General features: G+C 63.3%; 22 protein-coding genes. 14 read left to right on the top strand and 8 right to left on the bottom strand.

From position 1 onward, the window contains the following. Positions 1-14: 14 nt before the first annotated feature. Together CVS28_RS05655 and CVS28_RS05650 are read right to left on the bottom strand one after the other, a co-directional pair. The gene (locus CVS28_RS05655) at positions 15-860 is read right to left on the bottom strand and encodes an ABC transporter ATP-binding protein (RefSeq protein WP_103480964.1); all 846 of its coding nucleotides are present in this window, start codon (positions 858-860) and stop codon (positions 15-17) included. Positions 861-1,134: 274 nt separating this feature from the next. After that, positions 1,135-1,962 (bottom strand): helix-turn-helix domain-containing protein, encoded by an 828-nt coding sequence (locus tag CVS28_RS05650; RefSeq protein WP_103467240.1) that lies wholly within the window; start codon positions 1,960-1,962, stop codon positions 1,135-1,137. A 235-nt stretch (positions 1,963-2,197) separates the two neighbouring features. Between CVS28_RS05650 and hutU the strand changes: the two genes are divergently transcribed. Next, positions 2,198-3,877, top strand: coding sequence for a urocanate hydratase (gene hutU, locus CVS28_RS05645; RefSeq protein WP_103480963.1), 1,680 nt, complete (start codon positions 2,198-2,200; stop codon positions 3,875-3,877). Positions 3,878-3,977: 100 nt separating this feature from the next. On the opposite strand, the gene CVS28_RS05640 is transcribed toward hutU, so the two are convergent. Continuing rightward, a complete protein-coding gene (locus CVS28_RS05640; RefSeq protein ID WP_103480962.1) occupies positions 3,978-5,447 on the bottom strand; it encodes an MFS transporter in 1,470 nt (489 codons plus the stop codon). A gap of 93 nt (positions 5,448-5,540) precedes the next feature. Here CVS28_RS05640 and CVS28_RS05635 point away from each other — a divergent pair, with 93 nt between their 5' ends. Further along, entirely contained in the window at positions 5,541-5,978 is a 438-nt protein-coding gene (locus tag CVS28_RS05635) for a MarR family winged helix-turn-helix transcriptional regulator (RefSeq protein WP_103467243.1), read from the top strand. 141 nt (positions 5,979-6,119) lie between these two features. Here CVS28_RS05635 and CVS28_RS05630 read toward each other — a convergent pair whose 3' ends face one another. Then, a complete protein-coding gene (locus CVS28_RS05630; protein WP_370739533.1) occupies positions 6,120-6,914 on the bottom strand; it encodes a GNAT family N-acetyltransferase in 795 nt (264 codons plus the stop codon). Positions 6,915-7,097: 183 nt separating this feature from the next. On the opposite strand from CVS28_RS05630, the gene CVS28_RS05625 reads away from it, so the two are divergent. Next, entirely contained in the window at positions 7,098-7,892 is a 795-nt protein-coding gene (locus tag CVS28_RS05625) for an alpha/beta fold hydrolase (protein WP_103467244.1), read from the top strand. Between the two features lie 66 nt (positions 7,893-7,958). Here CVS28_RS05625 and CVS28_RS05620 read toward each other — a convergent pair whose 3' ends face one another. Continuing rightward, the gene (locus CVS28_RS05620; protein ID WP_165788079.1) at positions 7,959-9,557 is read right to left on the bottom strand and encodes a signal peptidase I; all 1,599 of its coding nucleotides are present in this window, start codon (positions 9,555-9,557) and stop codon (positions 7,959-7,961) included. Positions 9,558-9,618: 61 nt separating this feature from the next. After that, positions 9,619-10,218: a hypothetical protein gene (locus CVS28_RS05615; protein ID WP_103467246.1), complete on the bottom strand. Its 600-nt coding sequence runs from the start codon at positions 10,216-10,218 to the stop codon at positions 9,619-9,621. A 254-nt stretch (positions 10,219-10,472) separates the two neighbouring features. Here CVS28_RS05615 and CVS28_RS05610 point away from each other — a divergent pair, with 254 nt between their 5' ends. From CVS28_RS05610 to CVS28_RS05565, 10 genes are all read left to right on the top strand, one after another. After that, complete coding sequence (locus tag CVS28_RS05610) at positions 10,473-10,931, top strand: MarR family winged helix-turn-helix transcriptional regulator (RefSeq protein WP_133162986.1); 459 nt, start codon at positions 10,473-10,475, stop codon at positions 10,929-10,931. A 202-nt stretch (positions 10,932-11,133) separates the two neighbouring features. Beyond that, positions 11,134-12,150, top strand: a complete 1,017-nt coding sequence (gene thiL, locus CVS28_RS05605; RefSeq protein WP_103480960.1) for a thiamine-phosphate kinase — start codon at positions 11,134-11,136, stop codon at positions 12,148-12,150. 22 nt (positions 12,151-12,172) lie between these two features. Then, a complete protein-coding gene (locus CVS28_RS05600; RefSeq protein WP_103467249.1) occupies positions 12,173-13,129 on the top strand; it encodes a DAK2 domain-containing protein in 957 nt (318 codons plus the stop codon). Further along, positions 13,116-15,323, top strand: a complete 2,208-nt coding sequence (locus CVS28_RS05595; protein WP_243399717.1) for an ATP-dependent DNA helicase RecG — start codon at positions 13,116-13,118, stop codon at positions 15,321-15,323. The genes CVS28_RS05600 and CVS28_RS05595 overlap by 14 nt, the downstream gene beginning before the upstream one ends. A 27-nt stretch (positions 15,324-15,350) precedes the next feature. Then, complete coding sequence (gene rsmD, locus CVS28_RS05590; RefSeq protein WP_103467250.1) at positions 15,351-15,929, top strand: 16S rRNA (guanine(966)-N(2))-methyltransferase RsmD; 579 nt, start codon at positions 15,351-15,353, stop codon at positions 15,927-15,929. Between the two features lie 257 nt (positions 15,930-16,186). Next, positions 16,187-17,593: an SPFH domain-containing protein gene (locus CVS28_RS05585; protein WP_103467251.1), complete on the top strand. Its 1,407-nt coding sequence runs from the start codon at positions 16,187-16,189 to the stop codon at positions 17,591-17,593. Further along, entirely contained in the window at positions 17,577-17,819 is a 243-nt protein-coding gene (locus CVS28_RS05580; RefSeq protein WP_103467252.1) for a hypothetical protein, read from the top strand. The genes CVS28_RS05585 and CVS28_RS05580 overlap by 17 nt, the downstream gene beginning before the upstream one ends. Beyond that, the gene (locus CVS28_RS05575; RefSeq protein ID WP_279325060.1) at positions 17,816-18,931 is read left to right on the top strand and encodes a Gfo/Idh/MocA family protein; all 1,116 of its coding nucleotides are present in this window, start codon (positions 17,816-17,818) and stop codon (positions 18,929-18,931) included. The genes CVS28_RS05580 and CVS28_RS05575 overlap by 4 nt, the downstream gene beginning before the upstream one ends. A 123-nt stretch (positions 18,932-19,054) precedes the next feature. Continuing rightward, entirely contained in the window at positions 19,055-19,711 is a 657-nt protein-coding gene (locus CVS28_RS05570; RefSeq protein WP_133159065.1) for a hypothetical protein, read from the top strand. 36 nt (positions 19,712-19,747) lie between these two features. After that, complete coding sequence (locus CVS28_RS05565) at positions 19,748-20,320, top strand: hypothetical protein (RefSeq protein ID WP_103480957.1); 573 nt, start codon at positions 19,748-19,750, stop codon at positions 20,318-20,320. 50 nt (positions 20,321-20,370) lie between these two features. Here the strand turns inward: CVS28_RS05565 and CVS28_RS05560 are convergent, their stop codons facing one another. Together CVS28_RS05560 and CVS28_RS05555 are read right to left on the bottom strand one after the other, a co-directional pair. Beyond that, complete coding sequence (locus CVS28_RS05560; protein ID WP_165788078.1) at positions 20,371-21,144, bottom strand: spermidine synthase; 774 nt, start codon at positions 21,142-21,144, stop codon at positions 20,371-20,373. Beyond that, positions 21,144-22,340 carry an aminotransferase class I/II-fold pyridoxal phosphate-dependent enzyme gene (locus CVS28_RS05555; protein WP_103480956.1) on the bottom strand — a complete coding sequence of 399 codons (1,197 nt, stop codon included), beginning with the start codon at positions 22,338-22,340 and terminating at the stop codon, positions 21,144-21,146. Before CVS28_RS05555 ends, CVS28_RS05560 begins: the two co-directional genes overlap by 1 nt. 224 nt (positions 22,341-22,564) lie before the next feature. On the opposite strand from CVS28_RS05555, the gene coaD reads away from it, so the two are divergent. Further along, entirely contained in the window at positions 22,565-23,080 is a 516-nt protein-coding gene (gene coaD, locus CVS28_RS05550) for a pantetheine-phosphate adenylyltransferase (protein ID WP_103467295.1), read from the top strand. Positions 23,081-23,280 lie beyond the last annotated feature (200 nt).

Here is a 23,280-nt window from a genome sequence, read left to right as displayed (position 1 = left end):
CGGGTTGGGTGAAACTAGGAAAGTTGGGCAGATGCTGCCCGGACCCGAGGCGAATGGCGCCCGAGCGGATCGATGCGAAGACGGTTGCTGTGCTCGTCGAAGCTGACCTCTACCCGGATGGAGTAGACCTCACCGATGTTTTCGGCGGTGAGCACCTCGGCGGGCTGGCCGGAGGAGTGAATACGGCCTGCGGACAACAGCAGGAGATTGTCGGCGATGCGGGCCGCGTGGTCGAGATCGTGCAGCACAATGCCCACGGCAACGCCGTGATCATCGGCCAAATCACGCACCAGATCCAGGGTTTCTATCTGGTAGCGCAGATCCAGGTGGTTGGTGGGTTCATCCAACAGCACGACGCCGGTCTCCTGGGCCACACAGGCGGCCAGCCAGACCCGCTGGATCTCGCCGCCGGAAAGCTCGCCGACGGAGCGCTCGGCCATGGTGCCAACGCCCGTGGTGCCCATGGCGTGGTCGATGGCGGTGCGGTCCTTCGCGGACAATCCGCCAAAGCCCCGGCGGTGCGGATGGCGGCCCAAGGCAACAACTTCGCGCACGGTCAAGCCCTGCGGGGCGGGCCGGGATTGGGAAAAGAGCGTGACCTCGCGGGCAAAATCCCGCGCGGAGAGCAGGGACGCAGCGCGGGCGTCTTGGCCGTCGCGCCCGCCAAGGATGGTCTCTCCCTCGTGCACGCGGTGCAGCCGTGCCAGCGCGCGAAGCAGTGTTGATTTTCCGCTTCCGTTGGGGCCCACCAGGGCTGTCACCTGGCCGGGTTCGAGGGTGAGTGAAACCCCGTGCACCACTGTGTCGCGGCCGTATTGCAACACCAATTTTTCCCCGCTGAGCGAGGTTGCCGGAATCACGCCGGGCTGCCAGTGGCAGGGGCTCGCAGATCAACGTGCGCGGTGGGGGTGGGAAGCATGGCCGGACCTAGGGCAGAAAGTGAAAGGATCAGGCGCGGTACGCCAGTCCGGGGTGGGCAGGCGCCCTGCCTAACGAGCGGTGTAACCGCTGACGCTGTTGGAGGTTAGGTTCGCCTTGCCTTAGTGAGTATATGGGGCACCCTGAGGTGTCCGCAATCTGGATTGTGGGACAGTCGATTCGGGTTTTCGGACACTCCCGGTGTGTGCTGGAGTGTTATTCCAGTGCACCGGCGAATGCGCCGGGGGTGGTGCCCAGAACGGTGCGGAACGCGGCAATGAAGGAGCTTGGTTGCGCGTAGCCCACCATCTCCGAGGTGGCGCGGACGTCCCAGCCCTCGGACATCAGGGCCAAGGCCCGGTGGACCCGCAAAGCCCGCCGCCACTGCGCGAATGACAGGCCGGTGGCGTGACGAAACGCGCGGGTGATGGTGCGTTCGCTCATGTCCAGCAGCCGGGCCCAGTCATCGAGGGAACGCCCGTCTGAGGGGTCGTTGAGCAGCGTCTCTGCAATGGGGTCAATCCTGGTGTCACCCGGCAACTGGAGTTGGAGCTGCTGCCGCGACGGCTCCAACACATCGAACACCACGGACTCGGCCCGGACCCTGGCGTCGCTGAGAAGATCCGTGCGGGCGAGATGCTTGAGCAGGGATTCCAGGAGCGGATCCATGGTGATGACAGTGGGCCCGTCAAAGCTCAGCGGTGTGCGGTGCGGAGAAAAGAAAGCGCTGTGAAATTCAACGTTCGCGGTGAGTCGCCCGGCGTGGACCTGGCCCTCGGGCAGCCACAGGCCTTCCCCCTCGGACACGGTGAAGACCAGGCTGCCCACGCGCGCCGTCAGGGTGCCGCCCCGAACCCACACGAGTTCGTGCAGGAGGTGCGAGTGTGGTTCCCACTCCAGGGGAGCCTGGGGACTTTCCGATTCGGCAAAGATGACAAAGGAGTCCAACATGCTCGCCGGTGCGGACATCCCTTGGCGGACAACGGTGCTTGGCTCGCGCCGCCACGCTCCGTGTCCGGCATCGGGGAGCGGTGCAAGGGTCATGCGAGTGAGTGTACCGGAGCCAGGAGGTGCGTGGTTGCCGTGGGATGCCCAGCCTGTGGCGAGGCGAGGCAACAAGGTGACGTCCCGCCGTCGTAGTTCGGGATTGTCTGGAATCACAGACGCAGTGCGTGCCGAACCCCTAGGATTGCGTGGCGCTGCGGAGTTGGATAAGAACATAAGAACTTTTGCCGGACTCTTCCGGCCTTGAACGCCGAACCGCTAGCAAAGGAACCTCATGGCAACGATGCATGACCCGTCCCGCACCATCCGCGCAGCCCGTGGCACAGAACTCTCGGCCAAGTCATGGCAGACTGAGGCGCCCCTGCGCATGCTCATGAACAACCTTGACCCCGAAGTTGCCGAGCGCCCTGAGGACTTGGTGGTGTACGGCGGGACGGGCCGCGCGGCACGCTCGTGGGAGGCGTACGACGCCATTGTTGCCACGCTGAAGACCCTCGATGACGACGAAACCCTTCTGGTGCAGTCCGGCAAGCCGGTGGGCGTGTTCCGCACCAATGTGTGGGCGCCGCGCGTGCTTCTGGCCAACTCCAACCTGGTGGGCGACTGGGCCACCTGGCCGGAGTTCCGCAAGCTGGAGGCTGAAGGTCTGATGATGTACGGCCAGATGACGGCCGGCTCCTGGATTTATATTGGCACGCAGGGGATCCTGCAGGGCACCTTTGAAACCTTCGCCGCCATTGGCGAAAAGCGCTTTGGCGGCAGCCTGGCCGGCACGCTGACCCTGACGGGCGGCTGCGGCGGCATGGGCGGTGCCCAGCCGCTGGCCGTCACCTTGAACGGCGGCGCATGCTTGATCGTTGATGTGTCCGCCGAGCGCCTCCAGCGCCGCGTGGGCAAGCGCTATCTGGACGAACTGGCCCCTTCTTTGGATGCGGCCCTTGAGCGGGTGTTGGAGGCCAAGGCTGCCAAGACCCCGCTGTCCGTGGGTGTTGTGGGCAACGCTGCCGAGGTGTTCCCGGAGATCCTGCGCCGCCACCAGGCCGGTGAGTTCACCGTGGATATTGTCACCGACCAGACCAGCGCCCACGATCCGCTCTCCTACCTCCCCACCGAGTACACGGTGGATACGTGGGTGGCGGAGTCCGAGGCTGATCCGGAGGGCTTCACCAAGAAGTCCCAGAATGCCATGGCCCGCCACGTGCAGGCCATGGTGGAATTCCAGGACGCCGGCGCCGAGGTTTTTGACTACGGCAACTCCATCCGCGACGAGGCCCGCAAGGGCGGCTACAACCGGGCCTTTGAATTCCCCGGCTTTGTGCCGGCCTACATCCGCCCACTGTTCTGCGAAGGGATGGGCCCGTTCCGCTGGGTTGCCCTCTCCGGGGACCCCGAGGACATTCGCGTCACCGATGAGGCACTGAAGGAGTTGTTCCCTGAGAACGCACACCTGCACCGTTGGATCAACGCCGCCCAGGAACACGTTGAATTCGAGGGCCTTCCCGCCCGGATCGCCTGGCTTGGCTACGGCGACCGTGCCAAAGCCGGGGTGATGTTCAACCAGTTGGTGGCGGACGGCAAAGTCAAGGCACCCATTGTGATTGGCCGTGACCACCTCGACTCCGGCTCGGTGGCTTCCCCCTACCGCGAGACAGAGTCCATGAAGGACGGCTCGGACGCCATTGCGGACTGGCCGCTGCTGAACGCCATGCTCAACACCGCATCCGGAGCCACCTGGGTTTCCATCCACCACGGCGGCGGTGTGGGCATTGGCCGCTCAATCCATGCCGGTCAAGTGTCAGTTGCCGACGGTACGCCACTGGCCGCTGAGAAGCTGGCCCGCCTGCTCACCAACGATCCCGGCATGGGCGTCATCCGCCACGCCGACGCCGGCTACGAGCGTGCCATTGACGTTGCCGCCGAGCGCGGGGTTCGTGTCCCCATGCAGGAGCAGTAAACTCGTCCAAAACATGAAATGACGCCGATATGGTCCGGCGCTGGTGATATATCAAGCGCGAATGACCGTATCGGCGTCATTTTCTGATGAACTTAGTGACCTACTTGGTGAGGGCGGGTTCTTTCTGCGCAGCAACGTCAAGCGGGACACTCGTGGCCGTCGCGGACTTCTTCTTGGCTGCTGCGGGGATGCATGCGGCCATGACGGCGGCGAGGAGGGAGATGCCAGCACCGAGAATCAAGGCCATCCGGAAACCAGCTTCCGAGGGGATGGGAACACCGTGGAAGTCTGTCGTCATCTGCGCCAGGACCAGGCCGACGACTGCGGCACCGGCAGTGGTACCCAGTGACCGCATCAGCGTGTTAAAGCCATTGGCGGCAGCGGTTTCACTGCGTGGTACGGCACCCATGATGATGGCCGGCATGGCACCGTAGGCCAGGGCCACACCACTATTGACCACAAGACCTGTCGCCAACAAGCCCCAGGTGCTGCCCATGCCCAGCAGGCCAACACCGTAGCCGAGCGCAATAACCGCAACGCCCAGAACCAAGGTGAATTTGGGCCCGCGTGCGTCGGAGAGCCGCCCGCCCAACGGAGCGAGCACCAGCATCATGAGTCCTGCCGGAGCCATCCACAGGCCGGCGGCCAGGATCGACTGACCCAGACCGTAGCCAGTCTCGGCAGGCATCTGCAGGATCTGGGGCATAACCAGCATGCTCGCGTACATTCCGAAACCAACAAAGATCGAGGCGATGTTGGTGAGCAGCACGCGCGGGATGACAGCTGTGCGCAAGTCAACCAGTGGATCCTTGGTGCGAGTTTCCCACATGCCCCACAACAGCAGCGAGATGACCGCGAGGGCGAACAGGCCCAGTGTCAGCGGATCAGTCCAGCCCCACGAGGAACCCTTGGAGACGGCCAGCATGAGGGAGACCAGACCAATGGTGAGTCCAATGGCGCCCAACCAATCGAAGCGTTGACCGGCTGCACCGGCGGGCAGGGTGGGAATGAACTTCCAGATTGCCGCGACCACGATCAGTGTGACGACGGCGCTACCGAAGAACAGTGCTCGCCAGTTCGCGAACTCAACGACTGCTGCCGCAATCGGCATGCCGATGGCACCGCCGACGCCCAGCGTGGCGCTGACCGTGGCGATAGCAGACGATAACCGTTCCTTCGGGACAAGGTCGCGCAGCATGGCGATGCCCAGAGGTACCATTCCGGACCCCAGCCCCTGCATGGCACGTCCAATGATCATGACCTCCACCGTGGGGGCCATGGCGCATACGATCGCACCAAGCATCAGAGGCATGGCCAAGATCAAGATCATGCGTCTTTTGCCGAAAAGGTCACCCAAGCGACCCGAGATCGGCACTGCCACGGCGGCGGCGAGCAGTGTTGCCGTGATGATCCAGGCAGTGTTCGACGCCGAGGTGTTGAAGATGGTGGGCAGCTGGGGGATCAGTGGCGTAACCATCGTCTGGGTGATGGACGCGGCGATGCCTGCGGAGGCAAGGACGCCGACGACTAGTCCTGAGCGCGTGATTCCGGCTGAGGTTGCTTTGGACACGATGGCCTTTCAGAATAAATGTGCAGAGTACATAAATTATTCATAGTACATGTTCAGTTAGACTCTTAGAAACACACGGGAGGATTTGAATCGATGGAACGCCGCATCGCGGACATTGAATACGAGCAGATGCTGCTGAGCCGCTTCACCGTTGCCCAGCATCGCGATGGCGACGGGCTGGACCGAAGCGTCTACCTGCTGATGAGCCGAATCGCCAGCCAAGGCCCCATGTCAATCGGCGAACTCAGCACGGCCTTCCGCCTGGACGCGTCCACCCTGCAACGCCAAACAACAGTGGCGGTGCGGGAAGGGTTCCTCGAGCGAATTCTCGATCCGGCGGGCAGTGCTGCCCGCAAATTCTCGCTGACGACTTCGGGTCAGACCCGGCTCAGGGAGGTCAGCGAACACTCGGTGAGCGCGCTGAAACGTATTTTGGCCGACTGGCCGGATGCAGACGTGAACATGTTCGCGGATTTGATGCACAGGTTTAACGTCTCGATCGAGGACTATCGCGAAACGAAGGCCAAGTAGGAGCTCGGATGCCACATTGTGGCTCCCCGCAGGCGCCCACGCTCCTGACCGGCACCGAAAACCAGTGACGCTGACGGCCGCCGGGCTCAGGCTTAGATTACCCGTTCCGGCGCGGCGCTTTGGCATGTACGGCGTCGTGCTTCAGCGGCGCCAGTAATACGGGATGGTGGTGGAGACCTTCAGCAGGCCCGAGCGTTCCAGAATGGGGCGGGAGAATTCGGACGAATCGCTGTGGGCCAGCGTCTTTCCCTGCTCCAGGGCGGAGCGGGCCCTGGCGGCCGTCAGCGCCCGGTAGATGCCGCGGCCCCGGTAGGCCTCGAGGGTGGACCCGCCCCAAATGCCCGCGAAGTCGGTGCCGTGCACTGGCTCGAGCCGCCCGCAACTGACCATTCGGCCGTCGGCCTCGGCCACCCAGAGTTCCATGCCGTCGTTGCGGGACAGACGGGCCAGCAGGGCATCGGCCATGCGCGTGTCGACTGCCTCGCCAAAGGCTTCGTCGGCCATGGCGCTCATGGCCCGGACATCGGACTCGGCGGTGACTTTTCGCAAGCTCACGCCGTCGGGTTCGGGCACGTTGGCGCACAGGCCCTCAAGTGGGCCCACCATGATGGATTCGGCCTCTTCAGGGGCGAAGCCGTGAGACACGAGCGCTGCGGGCAGCCCGGGGGAGGCGTCGTGCATGCGGACCTTCCACTCAACCTTGTCGATCCCGGGGTCGGCGCGGTAATGCTTCAGTGCCGCGGACACCAGCCCCGGCATGTCCGCGGCCAGGGCACCTCCCAGATCCCGGTACGTGATGAAGCCGAGCCCGCCGGCGAACGTGGCCAGGCGCAGGGGACCCAATTTAGTCACGCTGAGCGCGCTGGGTGTTTCGGCGTCGGTGCGGAGTTGCTCGTCGTAGGCCTGCAGGTAGCGCTCTTTAATAGTCATTGGCATCAGCTTCTCAGGCGCGGACGGCCGGGGCAAGTGCCCTGCGCCACCCGCAGCGACGTTTGAGTGCAGTGGCAGCTCAGTCCACACCACCGGATCTTGGTGGAGGCCGGCCAGGCAATTGCGCAGGAGAGCCGCAAGGGGGTCGGGGCCGGTGCCGTGCATCTGCAGGGGGAGTAACCTGATCCCATGGAATCCGAGGTGAGGAATCTGGTCCTGGGAACCGGCATCTCAGTGCCGTGCCTCATCCAGGGTGATGCGCGGGCACAGCCGCTGTTGCTGCTCCATGCGTGGGGTGAGTCCCGGCGCAGCTTTGAGCGGATGTTGCCGTTTCTGGACAACTTCAGGGTTTACGCCCCCGACCTTCGCGGCCAGGGCGATGCGGACAAGCCGGAGGACGGGTATTCCCTGGCCGAACAGGCCGGGGACGCCGCAGCAATTCTGACTGTCCTCAAGGTGCGCAGCGCGTTCGTGCTGGGTTCCTCCAGCGGCGGGTATGTGGCGCAGCAACTGGCGATCATGCGCCCGGACCTGGTTGCGGCGCTGGTCCTGGTGGGATCTCCCGTGACCCTGCAGGGGAGAGCCCCTTTCGCGGCCGAAGTTGAGGCACTGACAGACCCTGTCGCGGAGGACTGGGTGCGGGACTCACTGTCGTGGTTTCCCTTGGTGCAAGAGGTGCCGACGTGGTATCTCCAGGACCGTGTCAGCGACGGCGTCAGCATGCCGGCGCACGCGTGGAAACGGATTCTGGCGGGGTTCTCTGATGCAACTCCGCCCACTGAGGCCGGGGCCATCCAGGCACCCGCGCTGATTCTGTGGGGCGCCCGCGACAACCTGCTGCCACGCTGGCAGCAGGACGCCCTGGTGGAGCGCATCGACGGGGCGGTGTTGAAGGTCTATCCCGAGGCGGCGCACCTGGTTCTTTGGGAATGCCCCGAGCAGGTGGCGATGGATGCGACGGAGTTCCTGCTATCCCTTGGTTGATGTCCCGGCCCAGGGTGTCGCCCGCTGCAACTGCCCTGGCGGAGAAATGCGCTGCGACACGGAGTTTTAGGGCCGCAGCCCCGACGCTCGTCCGGCAGCGTAGTGCGCCGCCACTTCGCTGTCAGTGAGGGCTTTGCCATTGTAGATGGCAACATCGTCAAGCTCGCCCTGGTAAAAGGCGCTGGTACGGTTTGTGGTCCACGTATTGCCAGGGCCTGTTCCGATGATCCAAGAACCAGTCGTGACCGGGCCGGATGTGACGCCCGCCGAAAAGTTGGTTCGCACTCCGTCCACGAAGAGTTTAATGCCCGCACTGGACATAGTCGCGGCAACATGATGCCACTTGCCGTTGTTAAATGCGCCAGCTGCGGCTGGTGTTGTCAGGTACTGGACGGTATCAGGTGTCAGTCCAAATCGGAGTTGCCCATTGTTGAACATATAGAGCACCCGATTGTCGGAGGCGGCTATCGCGCCATTCTGCGGTGTCACGAAGGACATCAACTTGCCGCCACTAGTGGTGGTGGTGCGAAACCACATTTCGTAGGAAAAGACCTGAGGTGCTGCCATTCCTTGCACAGGGGTGGTGATGGAGTTAGTGGACCCGTCGAACGTGGCTGCGTTGCCGCCGTCGTCCGCGCACGCGCCGTTATTTGCTGGCGCGGCCGGCCGGACGCCTTGGAAGGTGCCGTTGCCTGCTCCCGGGGTAACGGAATCTGCAACGGCGGCGTCGGCGTCTGCGTTGAATTGGTAGAAGGTACTGGGGCTGGCGGCCAAGACTGCCGGGCTGCAGCGGAAGAAGGTATTGGCGGCGAAAGAGTTTGTTGCATTTACCGTGGTGGATGTGTAGGCCGCTTGTGCTGCCACCGGCACGGTACCGAGCACCAGAGCTGAAACAACGACGGCGGCAGTTCCGGCACGCAGACTGCGCCGACCCGTGGGGCGGGCCCGGAAAGCAGTGGGTGCCCTGCCCGTTTCGCCACCCAGGCCCAAGGCAGCCAATCCGCCGTCGGCATTGGGGCGACCGGCGGGACTGTCGCTGCTACGCGTGCCAGCTCCTCGCTCCGGTGGATCGCCCCTGTGCCTGCTACGCTGCAGTGCGCGATCCAGCGTTGTGGCCCAGCATAATAGGACCAGAGTCCCGGCGAGTAGAGCCAGTTTGAGCCATTGGGCCGAGTTGAACCAGTACCCCGGGAGGCCGGCATACGGAATCCGTAGGAAGCCCACACCGTGGACTGCATCGGGACTAACTGTCGAGGCGTCATCGGTGGCGTTTGCATCGCCGCGCAGCACCAGTGCGCCAGTGTCATCCTGGCGCACTACTCGGTGTAGCCGCAGCCGGCCTTCTTGATCGGGATCTTCAGCGAGAACAACCCTGCCCGATTTGTATTCGGTGGGATCCACAGGGCGGACCACCACAACGTCACCGGTGAAAATGCGTGGTTCCATGGAGCCACTCATGACAGTGGTCGGCTCCCAGCCCAGCAAGACCGGCAAGGATGACCACGCAGCCAAGCTGACAGTAAAAATCAGTGCAGTGCGTGCCAGCGTGGCAACCACCAGTAGTACCCAGCCACTGGAGGTTGAACCGGATTCCCCGCTGACCTCCGCAACAGTCGCAGCATCGTCGTCCGGACTGCGCGGCGTCGACTGTGTTGCGGCTGACATGGCGATCCTGCCTCTCATTGCTCAGTGTCTACATCAGTGCGTCGGGCTATTGGGATCAGAGTTAGGGATTGATCTGGGATCCGGCGCCCTGGTCTGCCGTCCAGATGAAGTCAATGGACGACGACTTGGTGGCAAAGGCTGCGGAGGTGGCGGTCGGATCAAAGACCCAGTCGATCAGGTAGGACTTTGTTTCGGCTGCGGCCGTCGGCGTCCAAACGGGCACGCCCGACGTCGCAATAAACGACGTCAAGGTAACGCCGGCTGTGGTGGCGATCGGGGCGGTACTGACAGCGCAGGCAACCGCGGGCGTGGTGACCTTGACGAAGAGTGCATCGTTGAGCTCCGCCTTGGACCCAACTGCTGCGGCCGTCTTGGCTTGCATCTTCACTGTGGTACCCGAAACGATTTTGTCCGCCGTGACCGTGATGCACTTGGAACCCCAGTCGCCGGGCTTGATGTTTGTCGCTGTGAACAGGGCCGTCGCCGGTGACGAGTTGCTCAGCGCGATAGCGCCGGAGTTCCAGCTATTGGTGGGGTTGGTGGTGGTGGCGCTGAAAGCCGAGTACGAGGCCTGTGAGACCAAGAGGCCGCTGACGATCAGCGCGGCGGGAAGTGCTGACCATTTGACGATGCGGGCAGTGCGGTTGGACATGCGAGCCATGGAATTCTCCTGAGACGAGATTTTGAAGTGAAAGGTGGCCGCGTTCGTCCGGTAAGAACACACCCGGCGCAATATGTCTTGCGGTTAAAGTAAACCTATCAGGAGTAACTCGATAATCAAGTAACTTGCAGTTAAAGTAACTAGTGTCACAAACTGTGTACCTTCAGCAGCTAGGCGGGCCTCGGAGGGGCAATATTGGTCGCTTTATAGTAGAGTTAGTTGCCAGCCAAACATTTTTGTACACCTAGGGAACCGTGAATAATAGCCAGGATCATTACCGCAGAGTGGCCTCGGCCATGAGGGTCTTCAACGCAGGTTCAGACCGCCTTCGAGCCACGTTGGCCGCCAAGCTCGGCATCGGGACTTCGGAGATGCGGGCCATGTCTTTTGTCGAGGAGGCAGGCATGCTAACTCCCAAGGAGTTGTCGGTCCTGATGGACATCACAACTGGTTCCATGACGGCCATGGTTGACAGGCTGGAAGCAGCGTCCATGCTGGCACGGCAGCCGCACCCCACTGACCGCCGCAGCATCCTCCTGACGCTTACCCCTGCAGGGCTACACGCAACCCAATGGGCAGATGGTGTCTTCGCGGATGCCATTGCTGCGGTCTACCAGTATGACGAATCCCGGGACGCGGCCGGGGACGCCGTATTCCTCGAGACCGTCGGCGCAGCACTAAACGCAGCTGCCCTCGTCAAACAGGAAGCCTGACTCACTGTTGGGAGCACGGTCCCATCGTGACTCACCTGACTCCCATCCGGCCGTGAGCCAACATCTGAATGCTAGGGTTCGACATCACCTGCACTATCCAGATCCAGGTTGGTTCGTTTTCCTCAGATGCGGTGGCAGGTCCCCGGGCTGCCTCTGTGAGGTCGCAGCCGCCAGTGTCGCACCCACCGGCTACGGTTAAAGCATGACCCTCACTGTGGCCCAACTCTCCGAATCCGAGCTCCTGGCCCGGATTTTCCCGCGCCTGCACGCTGGCAGCTCCATGCTGCTGGGCCCGGGGGACGATTCCGCCATCATTGCCGCACCCGACGGCCGTACGGTCATTTCCATTGACACCCAAGTCCAAGACAAGGACTTCCGTCTGCTCTGGCCCAACGGCGGCACTTCCTCCGGATTCGACGTCGGGTGGAAGGCCGCCGCCCAAAACCTCAGCGACATCAACGCCATGGGCGCCGTTGCCACGGCCATGGTTGTCAGCCTCACCTTGCCGGGGACGACGCCGGTCACCTGGGTTGAGGACTTTGCCGACGGCTTGAGCGCGGCGATTGTTGCCCTCGGAGCGCCGCAGTGCTCAGTGGCCGGGGGAGACCTCTCCGGCGGCAGCGAACTGGTGGTCACTGTTGCCGTGACCGGCTCACTGGACGGCCTTGCACCAGTGCTGCGCAGCGGAGCGCAGGCAGGAGATCAAATAGCTGTCTGCGGGAACATGGGTTTTGCGGCCGCCGGTTGGGCGCTGCACGAGAGTTCGATTCTCCCGTCCACCCACAGTCCGGCGCTGGCCACCGCCGCAGCTCTTTTCTCCCGGCCCGAGCCACCCCTCTCCGCCGGGCCCGTTGCAGCACGCGCCGGAGCCACCGCCATGATGGATATTTCCGACGGCCTGTTGCGCGATGCCACCAGGCTGGCCGCCGCCAGTGGGGTCACCCTCGACTTGGACGGAGCGGTGCTCCGCGGGGTGGCCCGCGCGCTTGAGGATTGCGCCGTCGTGCTTGACACCGACCCCCTCACCTGGGTGCTGACGGGAGGCGAAGACCATGGACTGTTATCCACATTCCCGGAGGGTGCCACACTCCCGGACGGCTTCATTAGGATAGGCTCGGTACTGTCCTTGGACGTGGCCGGATTGGCTGTGACCATTGACGGACAGAACTTCAAAGGTGCCTCAGACGGCGCCGTGGGATGGGATCATTTTGCAGTCTAAGATCGCCGCAACTGCGCCCGTAGTGCGCCGCTGGTTGGCCATGGCTGAACAAACGCTGGCCAATCATAGTGACCGGCTCAACGCCATCAACATCTACCCGGTGGCGGATGCGGATACCGGCACAAACCTTTACCTGACGGTCAAGGCGGCAGCGCATGCAGTGGCTGAAATGGAGCCTGCCGACGTGGGTGCCACCATGAGCGTTGCAGGGCGCGCAGCCATGGAGCAGGCACGCGGCAACTCGGGCACTCTTTTGGCGGTTTTCCTGGTGGCGCTGGCCGAGCCTCTCGCCGGTGCACAGCGCCTCAGCGGCCCCTTGCTGGCTGCTGCCTTGCACCGGGCCCAGTTGCGGGCCTGGAGTGCTTTGAGCGAACCCATGCCCGGGACAATTTTGTCAGTGTTGGAGGCGGCCGCCCAAGGTGCAACGTCGGTGCAATTCAGTCTCGGCGGCGATGAATCCAACCAGGCACTGGCCCAAACCATTGACGGCGCAGTGGTTGCGGCACGTGAAGCCGTGGTGCGCACGGAGTCCCAACTTGGTGTGCTTAGCGCAGCCCATGTGGTGGATTCCGGAGCCGTTGGCGTGTTGCTGATTCTTGACTGTTTGCGCTCCGTGATTGTGGGCGAGCCGTTGCAGGAGGACCTGCTGGACGGCTTGTCAGGCTACAAGGTCCAAGATCCCAACATTGCCGTGTTCATGCCGGAGCAGGAAGGCGTGGAGGTCATGTGCACCATTCAGCTGACGCCTCTCGCGGCAGCCGGATTGCGCCTCCAGCTCGACGGCCTCGGTGACTCGGTGATCATGAGCGCCGTTTCCGAACAAGCCGATGCCACCGGCGCCTACCCGTGGCGGTTGCATGTTCACGTGCCCTCTGCCACCGTGGCACTTGAGGCAATCCAGGCTGTGGGTGATCCAAGCAATGTGAGCATTTCGGCGCTAACAGCCAATGCCACCGAGGACGCCCATGACTTCATCTGAACCAGAACCGATCTACCGAGACCTGGGCCTAGAGCTGTCCAGACTTGTTGGCACCGCCACCGCCAAATCGGTGGCCAAGGCCCTGGAGATCACCACTGTGGGCGGCATGCTCCACCAGTTCCCGCGGCGCTACCTGGCACGCGGGGATCTGACCGACCTTGACCAACTTGAAGTCGATGAGGAAGTCACCATCCTGGCCAGGGTGGTGAACCTGTCAACCCGGTACATGCAGACCCGCAAGGGCACCATCAGTGATGTTGTCATCACTGATAATTCAGGTCACCCGTCGTCACTAAAAATCAGTTTCTTCAACGGTTTCAAGGCCAAGGCGGAGCTAAAAGCCGGCGTGCTGGCCATGTTTTCCGGCAGGGTGTCCCTGTACAACGGAAGCAAGGTCCTGACCAACCCCGGCTATGTCCTGCTGCCCGACGACGAGCTTGCTGAGCACGAAGTTGAGGTGCAGGCCGCCAAGCCCGTGCCGATTTATCCGGCAACGGCAAAGTTCCCCAGCTGGAAGACCCAAAACGTCATCGAGGCTTTGCTGCCCACACTGGACCTGGCGAAAATTCCGGATCCCGTCCCCAAACACATTGCTGCCCGGGAACGGCTCATGCCCCTGTGGGAGGCGTACACCGAAATCCACATGCCCAGCGACATGGACGCCTGGCCCAAGGCCCGCAAGCGATTCCGCTTTCAGGAAGCCCTGGCCCTGCAGACGGCCCTGGCCCAGAAGCGCTTCGAGTCGATGCACCAAAACGCCACCGGCCGCCCCCTTGTCCGGGGCCGGCTCCTGGATGCCTTTGACGACCGGCTGCCGTACACCTTGACGGCCGGGCAGCTGGACATTGGTGAACTGATCGCTTCCGAAGTGGCGGCGGGCCATCCCATGCACAGGCTGTTGCAGGGTGAGGTGGGCTCGGGCAAGACAGTCATTGCCCTGCGCGCCATGTTGCAGGTGGTCGACGCCGGCGGTCAGGCCGCGTTTTTGGCCCCCACCGAGGTGCTCGCCGCACAGCACCTGCACTCCATTTCGGCGCTCCTGGGCGCCCTGGGTGCCGGAGCGCTGCTGGGCGGGCCCCATGCCACCGCCGTGACCCTGCTGACCGGATCCATGCCCGCCGCGGCCAAAAAGAAGGCGTTGCTGGCGGCAGCCTCGGGCGAAGCTGGCATTGTGATTGGCACCCACGCGCTCCTCTCCGACCACGTCCAGTTCGCGGACCTTGGCTTGATTGTGGTGGATGAGCAGCACCGTTTCGGCGTGGAACAGCGCGACGCCCTGCGCGCCAAGGCGCTCAAACCGCCGCACCTGCTGGTCATGACGGCCACACCCATTCCGCGAACGGTGGCCATGACAGTCTTTGGTGATCTGGAAGTCTCCGAACTGACAGAACTTCCGGCCGGGCGGGCCCCCATCACCACCCATGTGGCGCCCCTGGCTGAACACCCCAGTTGGGAGTCGAGGGTCTGGGCGCGCTGCCGTGAGGAGGTCGACGCCGGCCACCAGGTCTATGTGGTGTGCCCCAAGATCGGTGACGGCCCGGACGCTGACGACATCGCCCCGAGTGGCGGTGACACTCGCCCCATGGCGGGGGTGCTGGACGTAGTGCAGTATTTGCGCACCGTCCCTGCGCTGGCAGGCAAACGCATCGAGGTCCTGCACGGGCGGATGGATTCCCCGGACAAGCAGGGCACCATGGCGGCCTTCGCCGCGGGTGAGATCGACGTTTTGGTCTCCACCACTGTCATCGAGGTGGGCGTGGATGTGCACAATGCCACGCTCATGGTGATCCTGGACGCCGACAGATTTGGCATCTCCTCACTTCACCAGCTGCGTGGACGGGTGGGGCGCGGCGGCCACAAGGGGACCTGCCTGCTGGTGACGAATCTGGAACCGGACCATCCCAGCCGCAAGCGCCTGGACCTGGTGGCATCCACCATTGACGGTTTTATGCTGGCCCGGGAGGATATGCAGATGCGGCGCGAAGGCGACATCCTGGGGGCCAAACAGTCAGGTGGAAACAGCGGGCTGCGCGTGCTCAGCGTGCTCCGTGATGAGGACCTGATTGCCCGGGCCAGGGCTGACGCCACCGAAATTGTGGAGAAGGACCCGGAGCTGGAATTTCATCCGGCCCTGAAGCTTGAAATTGACATGTATGTGACAGAAAAGAATGAGGCATTCCTTGAACGTGGCTAGCAAAGCGGTACACCGGACGGCACAAGCATGAGCCGCATCGTGGCAGGTGCCGCCGGCGGGTCTGTGCTGGTCTCGGTGCCGGGGGATGGCACCAGACCCACCACCGACAGGGTCAAGGAAGCGCTGTTTTCCCGGCTGGAATCCATGAACATGCTCTCCGACGTGCGCGTCCTGGACCTGTACGCGGGCTCCGGCTCCTTGGGGGTGGAAAGTGCCAGCCGTGGCGCAAAATCCGTTGAACTTGTTGAGTTCAATGACAAGGCTGCGGCCGTGTGCCAACTCAACGCCCAATTGGTCAACAAGGTCCTGGGCACCAAAGCGGTGACCGTGCAGCGCTCCAAGGTGGAGTCGTTTCTGGCCCGGGTGGCCGAGGCCGGTGTGGACCAGTGGGACCTGGTGTTCATGGACCCGCCATACCCCCTGACCGAGGAGGAGCTCGCGCTCGTTTTGTCCCTGTTGGCACCGCGCCTGAGCTCCTACGCCGTGGTGGTGGTGGAGCGCTCGGCCAGGACGCCAGAGCCCAGTTGGCCCGAGTCCCTCGAGCGCTTTGCCGAGAAGAAGTACGGCGAAACCCGACTCTGGTTCGCCGAACCCGCAGGAGACTAGCCCTTAGCCCGCCGTCACTGGACAGATCATGCCGCTATACGCTTTTTTGGGGGTATTGTCTGTCCAGTGACGGGGCTATACAACCATCAGCAATACATGGCCTGCGCCAAGAAATGGAGAGTATCTTGGTGGTAGGGAGCTCCCCATGCGGGGCGTTCCTGCATAGTTTGTTTACAACTACATAGACAGGCCGTTGAGATCGTCCCGGGTGGGGCAGGGTGTACCGCTGCGACCAATGCTCCTGAAAGGATCTGGTCATGGAGTACCTCACCCCGTTCATTCCATTGCTTGTTGTGCTACTTTCCGTGCTGATTCTCGCTTTCCTGATCCGGGCAGGCGTCAAAATGATGTGGCAGGTGGCCGAGCCCAATGAGGCACTCATCATTTCCGGGTTCACCCGTGGCAGCATGGGGACCAGCGACGGCATGGACTTCAAGATCGTCACCGGCAAGGGGGCGTTCGTCATTCCCGGACTTCAAACCGTCAGGGCACTGTCCCTGACCCTGAACGAGACCGAACTGCAGGTCAACTGCGTGACCTCCCAAGGCATCCAGGTGGTGGTTCAGGGTGTGGTGATCTTCAAGATTGGCGACTCCCCTCCGTTCATCGCCAACGCGGCACGGCGTTTTCTGGGCCAGCAGGCCAAAATGGAAAGCCAGGTGTATAACGTTTTTGAAGGCCATCTGCGTTCAATCATTGGCAGCATGACAGTGGAGGAGATCATCCGCGAACGCGACAAGCTCGCCTCCCAGGTCCGCAGCGCCAGTGGAACGGAAATGGAAAAGCTGGGCCTGGTGGTTGACTCCCTGCAGATCAAGGACCTGGAGGATCCCACCGGCTACATCCAAAACTTGGCGAAGCCACACATAGCTCAGGTCAAGATGGAGGCCAGGATCGCCGAGGCCACCCGAAACCGTGAGGCGGCTGAAAAGGAGGCGGAGGCGGCGTCACTGATTGCCGATGCCCAAAGTGTCTCCGCCATCAAGCAGTCTGCCGCGCAGGCCAACGCGGAGACGGCCAAGGCCAATGCCGCCCAGGCCGGCCCGCTGGCTGATGCAACAGCCCGCCAGCAGGTGGTGGTGCAGGAAACGCAGGTGGCCAAACTGGAAGCAGACAGGGAGGAACAAAAACTCCAAACGTCCATTCGGAAACCCGCCGATGCCAAGGCCTACGCCCAACGGACCGAAGCCGAAGCGCAAAAAGCAGCAGACATCAGTGCCGCAGAGGCCAGGGCCAGGAAGACCGAGCTGGAGGCGCAGGCAAATGCGACGGCGGCCGCCGCCACGGCAGGTGCCACCCGCGTCACGGGCGAGGCCGAGGCTGCGGCGACGAAGGCACGTGGGGAGGCTGCGGCGTCGGCCATCAAGGCCAAGGCGCTGGCAGAAGCGGACGGCATCAAGGCCCGGGCCGAAGCACTGGGAACCAACCAGGATGCTGTCATCTCCCAACAACTGGCTGAAAACATGCCGGCCATCGTGGCGGCAGCTGCGGAACCCTTTGCCCACGTGGGCCAGCTGACGGTGCTCAATGGCGGCGACGGCATCAACAACATGGTGGGCGGGATACTGTCCCAGGTGGGCAGCTACTTGCCAGCCATGCAGGCGTCGCTGAAGAACGGCCGCGTTCCCAAGCCACAGGAGCCGCCGCATGCACAGGGATCGTGACAGGAGCCTCACCGGGAAGATTGGCCGTGTTACGGGAACCATTGGACCTGACACTCTCGGTGAGGTGATGTTGGAGGTCAGGGGCGGGACAGTCGCCTATCTGGCCCGCCCGTATGACGGCGCCAGCGTCTACCGCATGGGTGCGCGGGTTCTTGTCATGTATCTGGACCCGCCACAAACCGTCTACGTTGAGCCTGTGCCGGAGTTCCTGCAACACCCGGGGTGAGGTGCTGGCGGCGTGCCACGTCACGCAAGGGGAAAGGGTGGCCCGTCACAGTAGGGTGGTACACAATCCCCGCCCCAACGGACGCTAAGGAACCCGCCGTGACGCAATTGAGAATAGGGCTCATTGGTGCCGGCGGCATTGCCGGTGTCCACATTGCCGGCTGGCAACAACTGGGCGCACAGCTCAGCATCTATTCACGTTCCGGTGCGGCGCAGCTGGTGCAGCAATACGGCATTGCCGAGGTGTCCACGCTGGAGGAACTGCTGGCTGCCAGTGACATGGTCAGCATCCTGACTCCGACCACCACGCACCTCCACTACGCCATGGCCACCATCGCCGCGGGCAAGGACGTGATCTGTGAGAAACCGCTGGCCGAGAACGCTGCGCGCGCAGCCGAGATCGCCAACGCTGCGGCCGCCGCCGGTGTCCGGCTCTTTCCGGCCCACGTGGTGCGGTTCTTCCCGGAGTATGTTGCGGCCCACAAGGCGCTCGACGCAGGAGCCTCCCCGTCCGTGCTCCGGCTCAGCCGCGCCAGTGCTGCCCCCGCGGCTAGTTCGTGGTTCTTCAACGAATCCCTCGGCGGCGGCATCATCCGCGACCAGATGATCCACGACATTGACCAGGCCCGCTGGCTCGCCGGCGAGGTGCAGCGCGTTCATGCAGCGCAAAACCCGCCCAGTATTGACGGAATCCTGCCACGCCCCGTCAGCGCCACGGTGGTCCTGACCCATGTCAACGGCGCCGTCAGCCACCTGTCGGGGGAGTGGGGCCCGGACGGCCAGCCGTTCAGCACCAGCATCAGCATCGAAGCCCCGGACGGCAGCTCCCTGTATTCATGGCCGGACGTGGCCGCCGCGGACCCCGCCGCAGGGAACACGCCGGGGGACTATCTGCCCGCCCAGACGCCTGCCAGCAGCCCCTACACCCTGCAAGTTGCTGAGTTCGCCGCGGCAAGGGCGTCGGGGGAGGCGTCCCGCGTCACCCCGTACGACGGCGTCATGGCCGTTGCGCTGGCAGAGGCGGCGTACGCTTCCATCGCCTTGGGCGCGCCGGTGGAATTCTCCAGTGAGGATGTGCTGGCCCTGCTAGTCGGGGCGGACCAGTCGGCCTGACGTGCCGGGGCCGGCTTGACGTTGGGGCAGAATGGGGAAATGCGAACACTTCCCCCTGGACGCGAGCCCGGTAGGCCCGCCCGCCACGATTGGTTCCGGGATCAGCGCTCAGTGCAGACGGCCATGACCGTGAAGCTGAGCCCGGCGCTGTGGGGTGCGGCGGACGACATGAACCAGACCATCAACAAGGCGTTGTTGTCGGGGCAATTTGACGTGCTGGCGGATGAAAACCGGCTGGATGATTGGCCGGAAGAGTTGGGGCGGCTGTCCGAGCAGATTTTCCGGCGGTCCCACCAGCAGTCGCGGACGGGCGGGGAACTGCTGCAGCACGAGATTGACTTTCACCTGGAGATGAAGTTCGGGATCGGGCCCGAATCCGGTCCGGGCGACCCCCACTACCTGCAGCTAGCGCGGTATTTTGCCGCTTGTGACGTGCTGGGCAGCCAGGGCTGGTGGCGGGATCGGGGCAGCGGCCGTTCGGATGGATCGATCACGGTGCTTCGTGCCGATCGCGGTGGCATCCGCATCCACCTGTTCTGGGAGTTGCAACACGTTCACGCCAGGATTGCAGTGAGCCATATGCGCGAACCTGAGCGGCACTTCCTGTTCACCCTCTCCGACGGCGGGGTCCTGATGGCCGTGGACGGCCTCCTGCCCGAGGGGCCGGCGCTGCGCCAGGGCGAGTGGGAGGCGCTGCGGCAGGTCATGCTTTGCCTCCGGGAAATACAGTTGGACCGGCAGCAGCGCAGCTACCAGCGCATGATGGACCAGGCTCACTAAGCTGCGCCTTCCTCCCGCCCGGACGGGGTCAAACCCATGATTGACAGCTCCGTGCCTCTGTCATTACTCGTCGGGGCCCTAGTGCTTCCGGGACTCGCCGCCTGCACAGGTTCATCGCCGCAGGCGCCGCCGGGCACAGCCGAGGCCACCACAGCTCCTCCTGTCGCTGCGGATATTCGTACAGTTGATCTGGGCGGTGCACAATGGCTGTATTCCTTCAAGGGCCTGGATGTGCCCGTCACCGTGCAACTGACGGGCGGGACGGCATCGCAGGGGACGGGCGTGGAGTTGGTCACCTACTCGCTGGATGGGGTCACGTACGGGGACGTTGATGGCGACGGCGACGAGGATGCCGTGGCTCGCATCAACCGTGCGAACGACATGGCCTTTGAAGGTCTTTGGTATGTGTGGCGCACCGACGGCGCCGTCAGCTTGACCGAATACCTCAGGATTCCGGGCCTTGATGCATGGCCCGTGCAGACAGCTCCGGTGGCTGCTTGGGGCGGCATGTGGCCGCGACCGCAGCACCGGACGGCGGAGCGATCTTTGAGCTGTCCGACGCGCCACTCATGCAGCGCGACGGGTGGTCCCTCATGGGATTCAGGCTGATTGGTGCCGACTTGGCATGTGCCTGGGGTGCCGCAGCCGGAGTTTCCGCCTCAGCCTGTCAGCTCGTCCAATTCAACACCTGTCAGGACCGTGGCAGGGTGCGGGCCCGCTGCCACCAATGCCTGGGCCCAGCCTTGCGGCCAGGACCCGTTCCTGCCCAGCAGGATGATGTTTCCTGGGTAACGGCGGCTAAATAGCATGCTTGTGCCATAAGCTGCCACGCTGGTCATGGCCTCCTGCAGCGCCTTGCTCTGGCTGGCCACCAGCGTGAACCCGGGCTCGTCACCAACGTTGACCGCCAGGATGCCTTCCGGCGCCAACAAGGCGGCGGCTTCGCGGTAAAAGTCTGCGCAGGCCAGATGGGCCGGCGCATCAGGTCCGCTGAAAATGTCCAGAATCACGACGTCGAACAACAGGCCCGCAGGCAGCCCGGCCAGCGCCTCGCGGGCGTCGCCCACATGGCTGGTGAGGTTGGTGCCAGCTGGCATGGGCAGCTGCTCCAGCACAAAGTCCAGCAGCTCACGCTCCAACTCCACTGCATGCTGCACCGAGCCTGGCCGGGTGGCCTGGACATACCGGGCCAGGGTCAGCGCGCCAGCGCCCAAGTGCAGTGCCGTGAGGGGCTCGCCGGGCTCCTTGAGCTGGTCCACGGCGTTGGCGATCCGGCGCAGGTACTCATAAAAAACCTCGCCGGGCTCGGCCAGGTTCACATGTGACTGCTCAGCATTGTCAATGCTCAGCACGAACGCGTTCTCATGCCAGGGATCTTTTTCAATGCTGGCGTGGACGCCGCTGGTGCGCAGGAAGCGGCTGTTTTGTGCCATTAGAGCTTGTCCTTCAGGGTGGCCAGGCGCTCCGCCGCCTGCTCCAGCAATGGAACCTTCTTGCAGAAGGCAAAGCGCAGCAGGGATCGGGTTCGCAGGGCGCCTTCGGGGTGGCAGAAGACGGGGACAGGAATGGCCGCCACACCAATCAGCTCGGGTAGTTTGCGGGCCAGTGCCGTGGCGTCGGTGATGCCCATTTTTTGGGTGTCGGCATTGATGAAGTAGGTCCCTTGTGGCAGGTACACGTCAAAGCCGGCCGCGCGCAGCCCCTCACCCAGGATGTCGCGCTTGTGGGCCAACGTTGCTGCCGTGTCGGTGAAGTAGTCGTCCTCGAGTCGCAGACCGGCCGCAATGGCGCTCTGGAACGGCGTGCCGGAGGAGTAGCTGAGGAACTGTTTCACGGTGCGTGCCGCGGACACCAGCTCGGCCGGGCCGGAAAGCCAGCCGATCTTCCAGCCCGTGAAGGAGAACGTCTTGCCGGCCGAGGAAATGGTCAGGGTGCGTTCGCGCGCGCCCGGCAGCGTGGCCACGGGGATGTGGGTGGGGCCAAAGGTGAGGTGTTCGTACACCTCATCGGTGAGGATGACGGCGTCGTACTTGATGGCCAGGCGCACCACCTCAGTGAGCACTTCCAGCGGAAACATGGCCCCCGTGGGATTGTGCGGATTGTTGATGATGACCATCTTGGTGCGCGGGCTGAAGCTGTTTTCCAGTGTGGCCAGATCCGGCATGAAATCAGGCGGGAGCAGGGCAGCCGTGGTGTGCCTGGCACCGCTGAGGCCAATCATGGCACCGTAGGAATCGTAGAAAGGCTCGAAGGTGAGGACCTCCTCGCCAGGACCGGTCAGGGCCAGAATGGCTGCGGCAATGGCCTCTGTGGCACCCGTGGTGACAATGACCTCATGCTCCGGATCCAGCGTGATTCCGTAGAAACGGTTCTGGTGCTCGGCTATTGCGTTGCGGAGATCCAGGATGCCCTTGCCGGGGGCGTACTGGTTGTTGCCCCGAGCGATGGCCTCTTGGGCAAGGCGGCTGAGCTCTGCGGGGCCGTCCTCATCCGGGAAACCCTGGCCCAGGTTGATGGCCTGGTGCTGATTGGCCAGAGTGGTGATCTCTTCAAAGATAGTGACACCCAGGGAGCCATCAGGGCCCATCAAATTGGCGCCTTGCGCCGTGCGTTGCCATGGGTGGGACATTACTGCTCCTTTGAAGAACCAGCCGCCACTGCGGAACGTGTGGGCGGGCGGTGAAGTGATCCATGCTGAGTAGACCCTCAATACGTTACCGGCCGGCACCTCCTACGCCCTAGTGAGAGGCGCGGGGGCACTGGCTGCCGCTACCCGCCAGTAGCTTAGCTAAATGGCTAGGAAATGAGTGAAACTGCCACATGATAGCGAAGATGTCGGCTAGATTCATGACTATGCGACGCGCAGTATGCCCCGGATCATTTGATCCCATTCACAAGGGCCACATTGAAGTGATTGCCCGAGCCGCCGGACTTTTTGACGAAGTCATCGTGGCGGTATCAACCAACTACGCCAAAAATTACCGCTTCACCCTCAATGAGCGCCTGGAGATGGCCAAGACCACATTCTCCGCATTGTCGGGCATTGTGGTGGAACCCATGGGGGAGGGGCTGCTCTCTGAGTACTGCCACGCCCGCGGAGTTTCAGCCATTGTGAAGGGGTTGCGGTCCTCTTCCGATTTTGACTATGAACTGCCCATGGCCACCATGAACCGGCAGCTCTCAGGCGTTGAGACGGTGTTCCTGCCTGGGGACAGCCGCTACCTGCACCTGTCTTCCACGCTGATCAAGGAAGTTCATACACTGGGCGGGGATGTGGCCGACTTTGTGCCCCGTGCTGTGCTGCGCCGCCTCCAAGGCGATGTGGGGCCGGATACTCGCCCCGTTCCCATCGTCCCTCCCCGGCGGTAGCCATACCCGGCCTCAATTGTGTGAACTTATGCGTTGAACTCGAGGTGGGTTCTACGCATGAGCACTCATGCGCAGAACTGGCCGTGGGTTCTACGCATCATTAAAGTCGTGAACTTATGCTCCAAACCTGGCCACGGCGCACGCAAGCAGGCCCGCGAAAACCAACGTGTCCGGCGTCGAACATCTACAAAAGAGCGGCT

It is taken from the genome of Arthrobacter glacialis (assembly GCF_002909415.1).
GTDB lineage: Bacteria > Actinomycetota > Actinomycetes > Actinomycetales > Micrococcaceae > Specibacter > Specibacter glacialis.
Note: the sequence above shows the minus strand (reverse complement) of the source record. Positions and strands in the feature narration are given on the sequence as shown.